12 protein-coding genes are annotated in these 16,400 nt (G+C 57.8%); all 12 read left to right on the forward strand.

Going from position 1 to position 16,400, the window contains the following annotated elements; translation table 11 throughout:
• The first annotated feature begins 64 nt into the window (after positions 1-64).
• The 12 genes from nuoD (at position 65) to AABA21_RS24365 (ending at position 16,398) form a co-directional block, all read left to right on the forward strand.
• The gene (nuoD, locus tag AABA21_RS24310; protein WP_420917214.1) at positions 65-1,225 is read left to right on the forward strand and encodes an NADH dehydrogenase (quinone) subunit D; all 1,161 of its coding nucleotides are present in this window, start codon (positions 65-67) and stop codon (positions 1,223-1,225) included.
• Entirely contained in the window at positions 1,222-1,713 is a 492-nt protein-coding gene (gene nuoE / locus AABA21_RS24315; protein WP_338254269.1) for an NADH-quinone oxidoreductase subunit NuoE, read from the forward strand. The genes nuoD and nuoE overlap by 4 nt, the downstream gene beginning before the upstream one ends.
• 396 nt (positions 1,714-2,109) lie before the next feature.
• Positions 2,110-3,432, forward strand: a complete 1,323-nt coding sequence (nuoF, locus tag AABA21_RS24320; RefSeq protein WP_338254270.1) for an NADH-quinone oxidoreductase subunit NuoF — start codon at positions 2,110-2,112, stop codon at positions 3,430-3,432.
• 18 nt (positions 3,433-3,450) lie between these two features.
• Positions 3,451-5,619, forward strand: coding sequence for an NADH-quinone oxidoreductase subunit NuoG (gene nuoG / locus AABA21_RS24325; protein WP_338254271.1), 2,169 nt, complete (start codon positions 3,451-3,453; stop codon positions 5,617-5,619).
• Positions 5,612-6,880 (forward strand): NADH-quinone oxidoreductase subunit NuoH, encoded by a 1,269-nt coding sequence (gene nuoH / locus AABA21_RS24330; protein WP_338254272.1) that lies wholly within the window; start codon positions 5,612-5,614, stop codon positions 6,878-6,880. Before nuoG ends, nuoH begins: the two co-directional genes overlap by 8 nt.
• 12 nt (positions 6,881-6,892) lie before the next feature.
• Positions 6,893-7,507 carry an NADH-quinone oxidoreductase subunit NuoI gene (gene nuoI / locus AABA21_RS24335; protein WP_338254273.1) on the forward strand — a complete coding sequence of 205 codons (615 nt, stop codon included), beginning with the start codon at positions 6,893-6,895 and terminating at the stop codon, positions 7,505-7,507.
• A gap of 85 nt (positions 7,508-7,592) precedes the next feature.
• On the forward strand, positions 7,593-8,126 hold the full coding sequence (locus tag AABA21_RS24340; protein ID WP_338254274.1) for an NADH-quinone oxidoreductase subunit J family protein: 534 nt from the start codon (positions 7,593-7,595) through the stop codon (positions 8,124-8,126).
• A 261-nt stretch (positions 8,127-8,387) separates the two neighbouring features.
• Positions 8,388-8,687, forward strand: a complete 300-nt coding sequence (gene nuoK / locus AABA21_RS24345; RefSeq protein ID WP_126596000.1) for an NADH-quinone oxidoreductase subunit NuoK — start codon at positions 8,388-8,390, stop codon at positions 8,685-8,687.
• Positions 8,688-8,689: 2 nt separating this feature from the next.
• Positions 8,690-10,666 (forward strand): NADH-quinone oxidoreductase subunit L, encoded by a 1,977-nt coding sequence (gene nuoL / locus AABA21_RS24350; protein ID WP_338254275.1) that lies wholly within the window; start codon positions 8,690-8,692, stop codon positions 10,664-10,666.
• Positions 10,667-10,671: 5 nt separating this feature from the next.
• A complete protein-coding gene (locus AABA21_RS24355; protein ID WP_338254276.1) occupies positions 10,672-12,216 on the forward strand; it encodes a complex I subunit 4 family protein in 1,545 nt (514 codons plus the stop codon).
• 12 nt (positions 12,217-12,228) lie between these two features.
• Positions 12,229-13,941 carry an NADH-quinone oxidoreductase subunit N gene (locus AABA21_RS24360; RefSeq protein ID WP_338254277.1) on the forward strand — a complete coding sequence of 571 codons (1,713 nt, stop codon included), beginning with the start codon at positions 12,229-12,231 and terminating at the stop codon, positions 13,939-13,941.
• Between the two features lie 507 nt (positions 13,942-14,448).
• Complete coding sequence (locus tag AABA21_RS24365) at positions 14,449-16,398, forward strand: S9 family peptidase (protein WP_338254278.1); 1,950 nt, start codon at positions 14,449-14,451, stop codon at positions 16,396-16,398.
• The last annotated feature ends 2 nt before the right edge of the window (positions 16,399-16,400 follow it).

Genomic DNA, 16,400 nt, shown 5'->3' on the forward strand with positions numbered 1-16,400 from the left:
GATTGAAAATACCTATACCATTGAGGAGAGTCAACAGCTGGATAATGGTCAGCGTTCCGATACGATGACCATCAATATGGGTCCTCAACATCCCAGTACCCATGGGGTGTTGCGCTTGCTCCTGACGATCGAAGGTGAGACGGTCATCAAGGCGGTCCCCGATATCGGTTTCTTACATACCGGCATCGAGAAGACGGCTGAGTCGAAGAGCTATCACCAGGCCCTGGTCCTGACCGATCGCATGGATTATCTGACTCCCTTGAATAATAATCTGGCCTATTCGCTGTCGGTTGAAAACCTGCTGGGAATCGAGGATCAGATTAACGATAAGATTAAATATACACGCGTAATTCTGGCTGAGCTGCAGCGTATTTCAAGTCACCTGGTCTGGCTGGGAACACACGCGCTCGACCTGGGCGCGATGAGTATGTTCCTCTATTGTTTCCGTGAACGCGAGATGATCCTGGATGTGTTCGAGCTGATCTCGGGCGTGCGTATGATGACCAGCTTCATCTGCCCCGGTGGACTGCAGGCTGATCTGCCTCCGCAGTTTGAGAAGACGGTACGTGCCTTTACGTCGGTCTTCCCGGACCGTTTGCAGGAATATCACGATCTGCTTTCCAACAACCAGCTCTGGCTTGAGCGCACCAAGAATATCTGCATCCTCAGCCAGGAAGACGCGCTGGCCTATGGGGCTAGCGGTCCCGTCCTGCGTGGTAGCGGTGTCCTCTGGGATATCCGTAAGGTCTTTCCGTATTCAGGCTATGAGCAGTTTGATTTTGATATCCCGGTCGGATCTAATGGTGATGTGTACGATCGCTACATGGTACGCATGCTTGAGATGGAGCAGAGCCTCAAAATCATCAATCAGGCTCTCGATGGTCTGCCCGCCGGTTCTCACCGAGTCAATGATCCCAAGATTACGCCGCCGCCCAAGTGGCAGATTACCGGTAGTATGGAGGCGCTGATCCACCACTTCAAGCTCTTTACCGAGGGCTATCGTCCCCCCAAGGGCGAAGCGTTTGTGCGGACCGAGTCTCCTAAGGGAACAATGGCGTTCTATATTGTCAGCGATGGCGGCCCCAAACCCTATCGTATGCATTTGCGCGGCCCGTCCTTCACGAATCTGCAGGTCCTACCTAAGATGCTTGAGGGCAGCTTCCTGGCGGATGTGGTGGCTGGCATCGGCAGTATCGATATCGTGCTAGGAGAAGTGGATCGATGATTTCTGAACAGGCTAAACAACGTATGCGAGAACTGGCTTCCCGCTATCCCGTAGCCCGTTCGGCGGTGATGCCTTCCTTGCATATCGTCCAGCAGGAAGAAGGCTATATCACCGACGAAGGACTGCAGGCGGTCGCCGAGGCGATTAATATGACCGTCGATGATGTGGAGAGTATCGCCACTTTCTACACCATGTACTATCAGAGGCCGCCAGGTAAAAAGGTGATCAATGTCTGCACCAGCATCTCTTGCTATCTACGCAACTGCGATGCGCTGGTTGAGCACCTGGAGCGGCGCCTGGGTATCAAGCGTGGCGAGACCACGCCGGATGGCAACTACACTCTGAATACGGTTGAATGTATTGCCTCCTGCAGTTCCGCACCAGCTTTACAGGTCAATGGCGAATTCTACGAAAATGTTACCCGCGAAAGTGCCGACGCACTCATTGATACATTAGATCAAGAACTTGGTATTGCAAAAACTGTATAAGAAGCGCTCAAAGAGAGTCTTTGCTTGAATTTAACGTGCCCCTGGCGGGCGGACGTATCCGCGTCCGAGCCCTTTTTTATTCTTGTTGCAAAAGTGTGCAAAGCACACTTTTGCAACAAGAAGCAATACTAAAAGAGAGTGGATACAAGGGATGACGAGCCCCAAAAGCCGGGGCAAGCCCGGCACCTACAAGGGTATGGGGCTATGTACCCATCCTTGCTCGGCCGAAAAGAGAGTGGGGATGCAAGGGGCGACGAGCCCCTTGACTGGGGGGTATGGGGGCTGTGCCCCCATTCTCTCTTCGCTCCTCTCTCACCGCCGCAGGCGGCGCCAAAAAAGGAAAAGGTAACCGCCGGATGGCACATCCATACTTCCATACAAAGGATGTAATACTATATGCCAGAACTAATCATTACTAAGAATCTTGATGTCCCGGGTATAGATAAGCTTGATGTCTATCGGCAGAATGGCGGCTATGAGGCTCTGGCGAAGGCGTTGCGCGACTATCAGCCAGACGAGCTGGTTGATGCCATCAAGACCTCGGGTCTGCGTGGTCGTGGCGGCGCCGGTTTCCCAACTGGCATGAAGTGGAGCTTTCTGGCCAAAAATGATAAGCCTCGCTACCTGTGCTGCAATTGCGACGAGAGTGAGCCGGGGACCTGTAAAGACCGGGTGATTATGGAGCAGATCCCTCATCGTCTGGTTGAAGGGGTTATCATTACCAGCTATGCCTGTAAGGTTCATACCGCCTTTATCTATGTGCGTGGTGAATTGGTCAAGGCCGGCCTCCAGGTTGAGAAGGCGGTCGCCGAAGCCTATGAGGCCGGCCTGCTGGGCAAGAATATCCTGGGCAGCGACTTTAGCCTGGATGTGATTGTGCATCGTGGCGCGGGCGCCTATATTTGTGGTGAAGAGAGTGCTTTGATGGAGTCCCTGGAGGGTCGCCGTGGCTATCCTCGCTTGAAGCCTCCTTTCCCGGCTGTGGTGGGCCTGTATGGCGGTCCGACGGTTATTAATAACTGCGAGACGCTGGCGACGGTTCCAGCCATCATTGAGAATGGTGCCGATTACTACGCCTCCTTCGGTACTGAGAAAAGTAAGGGGACGCGTATCTTCTGCCTGAGCGGACAGGTGAAGAAGCCGGGCAATTATGAGTTGCCGTTGGGTATTCCGCTGAGTACCTTGATCTATGATGAGAAGTATGGTGGTGGCATCCAGGACGATCGCGAGTTGAAGGCGATCATCCCAGGTGGGTCTTCGACCTTTATCCTGACTCCCGATAAAGTGGATACGCCGCTGGACTATGAGTCGATCGCGGCGGCCGGCTCGATGCTGGGCTCGGGCGGCGTAATTGTTATTTCGGATGCTACCTGCATCGTGGGCGCTATCCTGCGCATGACCGAGTTCTATCGCGATGAGTCCTGCGGCAAGTGTACCCCCTGCCGTGAGGGTACCTTCTGGCTGACCGAGATCCTTGAGCGCCTGGAACATGGCCATGGCGAGATGAGGGACGTGGATCTGCTGCTGGATATCTGCGATAACCTGGCCGGAAAGTCGTTCTGTCCGCTGGGCGACGCGGCCACCAGTTCGATCACCAGTGGCGTTCGCAAGTTCCGCGCGGAGTTTGAATATCACGTCACCCACGGTTGCTGCATGACCGGCCCCGGTAGTAAGAAGAGTCACACCACCGAGGCGGCCCAGCCTGCTGGAACACGCTAGAATAGAGGAAATTCTGACATGCCAGAAGAAGAGAAAAAAGACGAACTTGTACATCTCACCATTGATGGCATCCCTGTAGAAGTTCCTCCGGGAACTCTGGTGTGGGCGGCCGCTCAAAAGGCGGGAATCGAGATTCCTATTTATTGCTATCATCAGAAGATGCCGCCCCTGGGCGCCTGTCGTATGTGCTTTGTGGAGATCGAGAAGATGCCGAAGCCTCCACAAACCTCCTGTACGACCCCGGTGGCTGAGGGCATGGTGGTGCATACAAAGACTGAGAAGGTGCTGAAGGCGCGCCGGGGTACCCTGGAGTTCCTGCTGCTGAACCATCCTCTGGATTGCCCGATCTGCGATAAGGCCGGTGAGTGCGATCTGCAGGATTTTACGCTGCGCCATGGTCCCGGCAATACGCGCTTCGATTTGCATAAGCGCCACTATCAGAAGCCGATCCCGGTTAGTGAAGATGTGCTGCTCGATCGCGAGCGCTGCATCCTCTGCCAGCGCTGTACGCGCTTTAGCTCTGAGATCTCTATGGACAATGGCCTGGTGATGATCTCCCGTGGATACCGCATGGAAGTGGGTACGGCCCCTGGCCATGCCTTCGATTCGGTCTTTTCGGGCAATACCACCGAGATCTGCCCTGTTGGCGCGTTGACGGCCTCGACGTACCGCTTTAAGGCGCGTCCGTGGGAGCTCAAGCGTACGCCCAGCGTCTGCAACAACTGTAGCGTGGGCTGTAACGCCCGCATCGATAGCCGCGTGGACCGCGTGATGCGCCTGATGTCACGCAACAATGATGCCATCGATGATGGCTGGCTGTGTAACCGTGGTCGCTGGGAGTTTGATTATGTCAATAGTCCGCAGCGTCTGCGCACGCCTCTCATCCGCCGCAACGGCCAGTTGACAAAGGCCAGCTGGGATGAGGCGTGGTTATTTATCGCCCGGCGCCTGAAAGAGATCGTGTCCCAGCATGGCAAGCAGGCGGTGGCGGGCATCGGCTCGACGCGCACCACCAATGAGGAGGCGTACCTCTTCCAGAAGCTGTTGCGCGATGTGATCGGTACCAGAAATGTGGATCACCACCATGGATCTTTCCCTGGCGCGCGCGATCAGCTGACCGGCCGCCCGTGGGTGATGACCAACAGCATCGTCGATATCGAGAAGGCCTCCCACGTGGTGTTGATCGCCTCCGATCCCTATCAGCGCCAGCCGATCCTCAATCTGCGCATCAAGAAGGCCCTGCGTAACGGCGCGAAGATCATCGTCATCAATTCAGCGGATACCGAGCTGGATCGCCTGTCGGCCCTGAAGCTGACGGTGCCGGAGGGCTCGGAGGCCATGGCTGTTAAAGTGATGCTGAAGCAGCTGCTGAACAATGCCGAACTGGATCTGAGCGGCCATGAAGATGTGCGCGATAGCATTAAGCGCGAGGACCAGGCGATCCGGGCGGCCGAGGACTCATTCGGTGCCAGGGTGACGACCGGGCTTCAAGAGCTGGCCGATGAGCTGTTGAGCGCGAAGGGCGCCGTCATTCTGTACGATGAGATGGCGACTCGGGTTCCTGGCAACGAGCATCTGGCGGCCAACACGCAGCTGCTGGCGGTCTTGACCAAACAACTGGATCGGCCCGGCGCCGGCGTTGGCCCCCTGTTTGAGGACGCCAATTCCCTCGGCGCGCGCGATATGGGCCTGCTCCCCGATGCCTTGCCGGGCTACCGGACGGTTGATGAGCCGGGCCTGACCTATGATGAGATCCTGAGCGGCTCGCAGGTGAAGGCCCTGCTGGTGATGGGGGCCAATCCCGCCCGTCATCTGTCCGATGGTAAACTGCCATCTTCGCTGGATCTGCTGGTGGTCCAGGATCTGCTGCTGACCGAAACGGCCCAGCAAGCGGATGTGGTCCTTCCCGCCGTCTCCTTCGCTGAAAAAGAGGGCAGCATGACCAACGTGGATCACCATGTGCAGGCCATCCGGCGCGCGCTGCGCCCCCTGCCAGGCGCTAAAGCCGATTGGGAGATCCTGGTAGGACTGGCCGGCGCGCTGGGCGAGACCTGGACCTACGCCAGCCCGCGTGATGTGCTGCTGGAAATTGCTGATAATAATCCTTTCTATGCCGGTCTGACCTGGGAGGATCTAGGAGCTCAGGGCGTCCGCATTGTGCAGGAGCAGGAGGTTGCTCATGTTTGATTTCATGAATGATCCCACTGTGGCCCTGATTGTGGCGACGATCGTGAAGGGCGCTATCCTGATTTTCGTCCTTCTGACCGCCTTTGCCTACATGACGCTGATCGAGCGGCGCGTGGTGGCTAAAATTCAGGGTCGCCTGGGTCCAAATCGCGCCGGTCCGCTGGGTCTGTTTCAGCCGGTGGCCGATGCGCTGAAGATGGCCTTTAAAGAGCAGATCGTGCCATCCCAGGCCAGGAAAGCTATCTACCTGGTCGCTCCGGTGATCTCGGTGGTGGTGGCACTGTGTGCCTTCGCGGTGGTACCGATCGGCAATAACTGGAGCGGCAAGGCCAATGTGCATAGCGTCTGGGACCCCTTTATCGGCGATATCAATGTCGGTATCCTGTGGATCCTGGCCATCTCTTCGTTGGCGGTCTATGGTATCGTGCTCGGTGGCTGGTCCTCGGGCAATCGCTATTCGTTGCTGGGCGCCCTGCGTAGCGCCGCCCAGATGGTTTCATATGAAACAAGTCTGGGCCTGGCCTTGAGTGGTGTGCTGATGTGGTCCGGCTCCCTGAGCATGGTCGATATCGTTCATCGTCAGCTCGATATGGGCATCTGGTTCCTGTTCGCGCAGCCGCTCGGCTTTGTGATCTACCTTATCGCCGGTGTGGCCGAGGTGAACCGCGCCCCCTTCGATCTGCCAGAGGCCGAGCAGGAATTGACGGCCGGCTATCTGACCGAATATAGCGGTCTGCGCTGGAGCCTCTACCAGATGGCCGAGTACATCAACATGATCACCGTCAGCTCGATCGCTTCCACCCTCTTCCTGGGTGGTTGGAGCTTTTTCGGCCTGACCGATGGTATCCCGGTGCTCTCGATCGTCATCTTTATCATCAAGGTCGCCTTTTTCTTGTTCCTGTTCATCTGGCTACGTGCCACCCTGCCTCGCATCCGCTATGATCGCCTGATGCGCTTTGGCTGGCAGGCGCTCTTGCCTTTGTCTGTTCTCAACATTATTATCACTGCCTTCGCGGTCGCCCTTCACTGGAGCTGGGTCGTCAGTGGTGTCGGTGGACTGATCGTCATCGCTATTATGCTGTTTGTCCTTCGCCGCCAGAGCATTAAAGAAGGCACACGTTTTGAAGAGGAGCCGAGCAAGGGGGTTCGGGTTCTGCCGACCTCGGTTCGACTGGCACGCTTCGAGAAGCCTGCCCCTCCTGTTGCTGAGACCAGTGAGTCCGCGCCGGAGGCATCCGATTCAACCGCTATACGGGTATAAGGAGTGAATGTAATGTCTTTTGATATCGTCAAAGGCATGGCCACAACCCTGAAGAATATTGGTCGCAAGCCTACTACCGTCTCTTATCCTGAGGAGGAGCGTCAGCTGCCCGCGCGCTTCCGTGGTCGCCACGTGCTGCATCGCTACGACAATGGCATGGAGCGCTGCGTCGGCTGCTATCTCTGCGCCGGTGCCTGTCCCGCCGATGCCATCTATATCGAGGCCGACGAGAACACGGATGAGCAGCGCGTCTCCCCTGGAGAACGCTACGCCCGCGTCTTTGACGTCAACATGCTGCGCTGCATCTTCTGTGGCTACTGCCAGGCCGCCTGTCCCACGGGAGCCATTACCCTGGAGCAGAAATACGAGCTGGCTTCGTATTATCCCGAGGATCTGGTCTATCACAAAGAGCAGTTGCTAGAGTCAAAGGGCGAGTCGACCATCGGCTCTAATAACGTCTGGGCCGAGCCCGCGCCCGAACAGGCTGCGCAGCCCATCCCGCAAGAATCGCACGTCTTCGACGGCTCACGCGCCAGTTCCGCCGCCGTCGGACTCGGCAACATCGAAGTCGAACGCCCCAACCTTCTCGTCAACGAAGAGCAGGATGAGGATAGAAGAAAGCTGTGAAAATGATCCCCGGCCGGAGGCCATCGTAGGTGCGGGGCTTGCCCCCACTTTCTTGCCCCGTCCGGGGGTCGTAAAGGAAAATGATATGACATTTGAAATCGTATCGTTTATTGTGCTGGCGGTCGCCACGGTTGCCACGGCAATCGGCGTCATCGCCTTCAAGAATGCCATCCACAGCGCCCTGAGCTTGATCCTCACGCTGCTGTTCCTGGCACTATTTTACTTGCAACTGCAGGCTATGTTCATCGCGGTCGTCCAGATACTCATTTATGCCGGCGCTATCATGGTTCTCTTCCTATTCGTCGTCACCATGCTGGCCCCCGATCAGAACGAATCCGATCTGCAGGATCGCATACCCTGGCAACGCATCGTTGGTGGCCTACTCGGACTTGTGCTCGTCGCCTCCCTGAGCTATCTGCTCTTCACCGGAGCCCAGACAGCCGGAGCTAAAGCCAGTTCCGACAACAGCCTCTCGCAGGCCGTAATAAAATTCCATGGAGACACCCAGGCCTTCGGCATGGCCCTCTTCCATGGCTTCTTATTCCCCTTCGAGATCACCAGCCTGCTCATCATCGTCGCAATCCTCGGCGCCCTCGTCTTCGGTCGCCGCACCAATTAAAAACTATATAAATCGGGGCACCAAAAGCGGGGATGCAAGGGGTGGGGAGGTCAAAGCCGGGGCAAGCCCGGCACCTACGGGGTGTGGGGGCTGTACCCCCACTTACCTTTCTTCCCTTCTTACCGCCGCTGCGGGTGATACCAAAAGCGGGGATGCAAGGGGCGGCGAGCCCCTTGACTGGGGGTGTGGGGGCTGTGCCCCCACCCACCTCCTTTCCTTCTTGCCGCCGTAGGCGGCACCGAAAAGAAAAAGGAGAGAACAATGCCATTATCTGCTTATTTGATAATGAGCGCCGTATTGTTCACAATCGGAGTGATCGGCGTCCTCATCCGACGCAACCCACTCATTATCTTTATGTCGATTGAACTGATGCTGAATGCCGTCAATCTATCGTTTGTGGCCCTATCACATTTTCTCGATTCTGCCGATGGGCAGATGTTTGTCTTCTTAGTGCTGACGGTCGCCGCCGCTGAAGTCGTGGTTGGTCTGGCCCTGATCGTCTCCATCTACCGCAAGCGCCGCAACATCGATGTTGACGAGATGAACATAATGCGAGGCTAACTATGGCAAATCTAAGTCTATGGGTGCTCGTGTTCCCCTTGCTCGGATTTATCGTCCTGGGCCTGGCGGGCAGGTTTATGCCACGGACGGCAATCCTGACGGTTGGATGGGGGGCCTGTGGTCTGGCCTTCCTCATCTCTGCCGTCAACTTCTTTATCATGCTGGGCACACCCGTTGCCCGGCGTATCAGTGACCAGGTCGTCTATCACTGGATCGGTGCCGGTTCGTTCTCCCTGGACTTTGGGACGCGGCTGGACCCTCTGTCGATGACGATGTTGCTGGTGGTGACGGGCGTTGGCCTGCTGATCCATATCTATTCAGCTGGCTATATGGCCGATGATCAGAGTTTCTGGCGTTTCTTCGCTTACCTGAACTTCTTCATCTTCGCCATGGTCACGCTGGTGATCGCCAACAATTTCCTGTTCCTGCTGGTGGGCTGGGGACTGGTCGGCCTGGCGTCTTATTTGCTGATCGGTTTCTGGTATCAGCGTCGCTCGGCGATCGCGGCCGCCCAGAAGGCGTTCGTGATCAATGTGATCGGCGACTTTGGCCTGATGCTGGCCATCTTCCTGATCTTCCTGGGCGCCGGTCGCCTGGACTATGCCGGCGTATTCGGCCATAACTTTGGCGCCGCTGGCGCGACGGCTATCGCGTTGCTGCTGTTCGTGGCCTGCGCGGCCAAGTCGGCTCAGCTTCCACTCTATATGTGGTTGCCGGACGCTATGGAGGGTCCGACCCCGGTCAGCGCGCTGATCCATGCCGCGACCATGGTTACGGCTGGCGTCTACCTGGTAGCCCGCGCCTATCCCATCTTCAATCAGTCACCGGCGGCCCTGGGTGTGGTGGCCGGCATTGGCGGCGCTACCGCGCTCTACGCGGCGACCATCGCCCTGTTTCAGCTAGACATCAAGCGCGTGCTGGCCTATTCGACCATCAGCCAGCTGGGCTATATGTTTATGGCCGAGGGCGTGCAGAACTATAGCGGTGGTATCTTCCACCTCGTGACCCATGCCTTCTTTAAAGCCCTGCTCTTCCTGGGTGCTGGCGCGGTCATCCATGCGCTGGCCGGTGAGCAGGATATGCGCAAGATGGGGGGACTCTGGGGACGTCTGCGCGTGACCGGCATTACCTTCCTGATCGCGGCCCTGGCTATCAGCGGCATCTTTCCGCTGGCGGGCTTCTGGAGTAAAGATGATATCCTGGCCTCAGTGCTGGCCGCTGCTACTTCGTCCGGCAATGTCTGGTACTACGTGCTGTGGATCGTTGGCATCGTCACCGCTGGTCTGACGGCCTTCTATATGTTCCGTCTCTTCTTCGGTATCTTCTCGGGCGACTATCGCGGCGCGGTGGCTATACCCAGCGAGTTCGAGGATGTGGAGGAAGAAGAAGCAGCGGCCTCCGGACATCACCATGGTGGCCCGGTGCGCTATAACGCCATCCATGATGTCCAGCCTGTGATGTCGATCCCGCTGATCATTCTGGCTATCCTCTCGGTCATTGGTGGCTTTATCGGCTCGATGGCCCTCTTTGGCGCCCCCGGCTGGGCTCCATTGACCAGCTTCTTGAGTCCGGCGGTTACTAACCACGCTGCTGATCCATCGGTTGGGTTGGCTTGGACTTCGACCATTATTAGTCTGGTGGTGGCTCTGCTGGGGATCGCGGGTGCGTGGCGTCTCTATGGTAAGGGGTTCGCCTTCAAAGAGAATGCCAATCCTCTCTATCGGTTGGTCTTCCACAAGTATTATGTGGATGAGGCTTTGAATGCCGTGCTGGTCAGACCCGTGCAGGCCGTGGGTCGTGGCCTTTCGCGCTATCTGGAGGGCGATGTCCTCGATGGCGGGAGCCGTGGCATCTCGAATGTGTTCCGTGGTACCAGCTCTGTGCTGCGCCGCGTGCAGACCGGCTATATGCGTAACTATGCGCTGGGCATTCTGCTGGGTGTTGTCGTAATTATTGTTTATTATGCGGTGAGGGGGTAGCGGCCATGTTCTTTCTTTCGGCGGTCATCTTCTTTCCCCTCTTGGGAGGACTGGCTCTGCTCTTCTTCCCTCGTGAGCGGGTACAGGCGGTTCGCTTCACTGCGCTGGGACTGGCGCTGGTTGAGGCTCTGCTGGTAGTGGCCCTGGTGCTGACCTACTTACAGAATCAGATCAGCCTGTTTAGCTCTTCGTTCTTGCGCGAGAGCTGGCAGTGGTTCCCATCGTTGGGCATTAACTATAGCCTGGGCGTCGATGGTATCAGCCTGGTGCTGGTCTGTCTGACGGCCCTGCTGACGGTGGTGTGTATCGGCGCTTCCTTCCGCATTGATCAGAAGGTCAAGACCTATATGGCCTTTATGCTGCTGTTCGAGAGCGGCATGCTGGGCGTCTTTCTGGCCTCGAATCTGTTCCTCTTCTACATTTTCTGGGAAGTGATGCTGATTCCTGCCTATTTCCTGGTCGGTAGCTGGGGCGGCGATCGCCGCGTCTACGCGGCCTTCAAGTTCGTGATCTTTACCTCGGTCGGCAGCTTTTTGATGCTGATCGGCATTATCGCGGTCGGCTATTATCATCAGCTGGCGGCCGGTGGCTCCTGCGGCTATACCCTTGAGATGTCTCAGCTGCTGAATACCACCACCTCCTGTCGTGGTGTGCTGGACGGCAATATCCAGCTCTGGCTGTTGCTGGCTATCGCGGCCGCCTTCGCGGTGAAGGTGCCGCTGGTCCCTTTCCATAGCTGGCTGCCGGACGCGTATAGCGAGGCGCCGGCCCCGGTCACGGCCATGCTGGCCGGCGCCATGTCCAAGACCGGTGTCTATGGCTTCCTGCGCCTGTGCATCCCGCTCTTCCCGCAGGCCATTCAGACGCTGGCGCCAGTGATCAATACGCTGGCCGTGATCGGCATTATCTACTGCGCTGTCCTGGCGCTGGTGCAGACCGATGCCAAACGTCTGCTGGGCTATTCGAGTATTAGTCACCTCGGGGTGATTATGCTGGGCCTGTTCTCTTTCAACTCTCAGGGGATGACCGGCTCGGTCCTGCAGATGGTCAATCATGGTATCACGACGGCCAGCCTCTTCTTGATCGTTGGTTTTCTGGAGGCGCGTACGGGTACGCGTCGCCTGCGCGAATACGGTGGCCTGGCTGGACGCATCCCCTGGCTGGCGGTGGTCATGTTTATCGCTGCGCTCTCCTCGCTTGGTCTGCCCGGACTGAATAGCTTTACCGGGGAGTTTTTATCCCTGCTGGGCGCGTTCCGTTCGAATATGACCCTGGGCATCCTGGGGACGCTGGTGGTGGTGCCGGCTGCCTGGTATATGCTGCGCTTCTTCATCAGTATGATGTGGGGAACTCCGGTGGCGGAGGGACACGTTGGGACCGCCCTGCGCAAGGGTACGCTGCGCGACCTCAGCCTGGGTGAGTTCTGGGTCCTGATTCCACTTCTCGTTTTGATCTTTTATATTGGCGTGCATCCTGCTTTCCTGACCGGGATCATCGATCCTTCGGTCTCCAATGCCATGCAGGCGTTGAGCAGCGCTTTTGCCAAATAGAGGGACCTTGCTATGACGACTTTTAACTATATTGCGGGTGCCGACCAATGGTTGGGAATCGCACCTGTGGTGGTCCTGGTGGTGATGGCCCTGGTGCTGATGCTGGTGGATCTGCTGTTGCCACATGAGGGGGAGCGATCAAAGCATAGCGGTCCCGCTAACTTTACGGTGCTGCCCGCTGTGGCCCTGCTGGGTGTGCTGGGATCGATAGCCGCCGCGATCACCCTGTTCTTTGTGGGCCATCCGACCTCGGTCTTCAATAATATGCTGGGGGCCGATTCCGGAACGTTGTTCGCGGACCTGATTATCCTGGTTGCCGGTGGGCTGGGTATCCTGCTTTCACCGGCCTACCTGAAGCGCCTGCGCCTGGTGCACCAGGGCGAGTATTACGCCCTGCTCTTGCTGTCGATGACCGGCATGCTGCTGATGGCTGGCGCGCTGAGCTTCTTGATCGTTTTCGTGGGCCTGGAAATGTTCTCCCTGGCCCTCTATATCCTGTGTGGCTTTATCGAGCAGCGTCAGGCCTCGCAGGAGTCGGGCATGAAATACTTCCTGCTCAGCTCGTTTGCCTCGGCCTTCCTGCTGTACGGTATCGCCCTGATCTATGCTGCCACCGGCCATACCAACTTTGTGGATGTGCAGAGATACGTCATGTCGCAGGCTCATGGTCAGGCTCCTATCCTGCTGATGGTGGGCCTGGGACTGCTGACGGTCGGCTTTGCCTTTAAGGTGTCGGCGGTGCCGTTCCAGACCTGGACCCCCGATGTGTATCAGGGGGCTCCGGCCCCGATAACGGCTTTTATGTCGGTCGGCACCAAGGTCGCGGCCCTGCTGGCGTTCATACGCGTCTTCGGGTTCGCGCTTTCATCGGTGCAGAGTAGCTGGATGCCGGTCGTCTGGGCTATCGCCGTCCTGACGGTGGTGCTGGGCAATGTGATGGCTGTGGGGCAGGGCAATATCAAGCGCCTGCTGGCTTACTCCAGCATCGCGCACGGCGGCTATCTCCTGATCGGTGTCGTGGTCAGTGGGGCCGGAACTGGTTCGCAGAATCATATCGGCGCCTCGGCCGTCCTGTTCTACCTGAGCTGCTACCTGTTTATGAACATGGGAGCCTTTGGCGTCGTTTCCCTGCTGGAGCGCCTCGATAACACTGGCTACGAGGCGGCCGATCTGCGTGGCCTGTGGTATCGCCGTCCCTGGCTGGCTGGCCTGCTGGCCTTCTTCCTGCTGGCCCTGGCTGGCTTCCCGCCCATGGCCGGTTTCGCCGCCAAATACTACCTGTTCTACGCCGCCCTGATTGGAGGACATCCAGAGCTGCTCGTTATCGGCGTCATTGCCAGCGTGCTGGGCATCTACTACTACCTGCGCTTCATCGGGACCATGTTCATGGAGGGCCGTGAGGAGAGCCCTGCCCTGGCTGTTCCCGCCACGCCGGGACACATTCCTGCCACGCCTCGGCCCGCGACAAAGGCCCCCACGGGAGGCCTGAGACGCACCGCTTCCTCGGCCCGTGGCGCTACCGCCGTGGCCGAAAGGCCTGCCAGCACCAGGGTTGCGGCGGAGCCGCAACCCGCCGTCACGCCTGCTGAAGAACCAACCCGCGAGTTAGAAGGCTGGTCCTGGGTCGCCATCGGCATCGCCGCCCTTGGCACCCTCGTCACCGGAGTCATCCTCCCCTTCTGGCTCCCGCAGATCCAGCAAGCCGCCCAATCCCTCCTCCGATAACCCATAGCATGGGGTGCCGGGCCCGCCGGGCCCGGCACCCCATGCTATATGCCCGGCACCCCCGCCCATAGGTTCGGACCTCGCGTCCGATTTTTCCTCCCCCCACGATAATGCCCCCTCATGAATGATATAATGGAAAACGTACCGATGCTCAGGTGCCAGCATCTCAGCGCGTTTACGCGCCCAGAATACATAACATCCTGATTGTCTTCTCGCTTTGCTTCAATTCGTACAGAGTGTCTGATGTGTAAGATGATCGCCTGCAGCGTGCTTGAGTCTTCGCACCTACGGTGCTCAGGGGTCATATTTGTGTTGGTGCATGGGGTGCGCATCCGCGCACCCCATGCACCAACACAAAAAAACTGATGCGGCCGCGCAGCGGACGCCCGTGTGGGGGCGCTCATGTGCCCCAATATCACGTGAGTCAGGCACTTTCATATATACTATGCTGCTTGACCGGGTGCGCTTGTAGGCCCGGTTCTTGATAACATTGGGGAAAGGAATATTATGGCTAATAAAAAGGTAGCCCCCTATGGGTCCTGGAAATCGCCGGTGACAACGGATCTGATCGTTGGTGAGACGATTCGCTTTGGCCTTACCGCCTTGGATGGTGATGATATCTATTGGATAGAGGGGCGCCCATCTGAAGGTGGTCGCAATGTGGTGGTGCGCTGCTCGCCCGACGGGACATTGACGGACCTGGTTCCACAACCGTTTAATGCGCGTACCCGTGTGCATGAATACGGTGGCGGTGATTATGTGGTCCATGATGGGACGCTCTATTTCTCTAATTTCTCGGATCAGCGCCTCTATCGCGTGGCTCCCAGCTCCGAACCGGTGGCGCTCACACCCGCTATCGAGCGTCGCTACGCCGATATGGTGCTCGACCAGCGGCGCCAGCGCCTGGTCTGTATCTGCGAGGATCATACTAATACCGGGCGAGAAGCGGTTAATATGCTGGTCAGTATTCCTCTGAATGGGGATACCAATGATGGCTCGCGGGATGATTTGCAGATCTTACAGGCGGGCAACGATTTCTATGCCGCCCCCCGTTTGAGTCCCGATGGTTCTCAGCTGTGCTGGCTGACCTGGAATCATCCCAATATGCCCTGGGATGGCTGTGAGCTGTGGGTGGCCAATCTGGGCGAGAATGGCTTCGTAGAGAACGCCCGGCGTGTGGCTGGCGGCGCTGAGGAGTCTATCTTCCAGCCTTCGTGGTCCCCGGATGGCGTGCTATACTTCGTGTCGGACCGCACCAACTGGTGGAACATTTATCGGGTGACCGATAGCGGCGTGGAGGCGGTCTGCCCCAGGGAGGCCGAGTTCGGCACCCCCCATTGGGTCTTCGGACTCTCTACCTATGATTTTGTGTCCGCCGATCGCATCATCTGCTGGTATGGTGGCCCCTCCGGCTCCGCCCTGGCCTACCTGGATACCCGCTCGGGCGCGTTAACCCCCATTTCGTTGCCGTTCTCTTCGGTCTCAAGTATTCGCACCAACGCTAAACATGCCATTTTCCTGGGTGCTTCCGCCACCTCCACGGGTGCGATTGTGAGTCTGGATATCGCCACGGGTAAGCTCGATGTGTTGCGCCGCGCCCAGTCCGCCGTCGTTGATACGGGTTATATCTCTGACGCCCAGTTGATCGAATTTCCCACCGAGAATGGCCTGACGGCGTATGCCAATTATTACGCGCCAAAGAATGCTGATTATGCGGCGCCTGAAGGGGAACTGCCTCCGCTGCTGGTCATCAGCCATGGTGGGCCCACCAGCGCGGCCTCTTCCGCCTTGAAGTTGAGCACGCAGTTCTGGACCAGCCGGGGCTTCGCTGTGGTCGATGTCAATTATGGTGGCAGTAGCGGCTATGGACGCGCCTATCGCGATCGTTTGAAGGGACAGTGGGGCGTGGTGGATGTCGAGGACTGCGTGAACGCCGCGAAGTACCTGGTGGAGCGTGGGCTGGTCGATAGCAATCGTCTGACCATCCAGGGCGGTAGCGCCGGTGGCTATACTACCCTGTGCGCCCTGACGTTCAGCGATGCCTTTAAGGCGGGCGCCAGCCATTTTGGCGTCAGCGATCTGAACGTCTTTGTCCATGATACCCATAAGTTCGAGTCGCGCTACCTCTATGGCCTGATCGGACCCTATCCTGAGCGCAAGGATCTCTATTATGAGCGTTCGGCTATCAACTATATCGATCGGCTCTCCTGCCCGGTGATCTTCTTCCAGGGACTTGAGGATAAGATTGTGCCGCCCAGCCAGGCAGAACTGATGGTGGAGGCGTTGCGCGCCAAAAAGGTGCCGGTCGCCTATGTGCCCTTTGAGGGTGAGCAGCATGGCTTCCGTCGCGCGGAAAACATCAAGCGCTCTCTAGAGGCGGAGCTCTACTTCTACTCGAAGGTCTTCCACTTTGATCTCGCGGAGCCGATCGAGCCGGTGGAGATTGAAAACCTTTAATT

It is taken from the genome of Dictyobacter halimunensis (assembly GCF_036245075.1).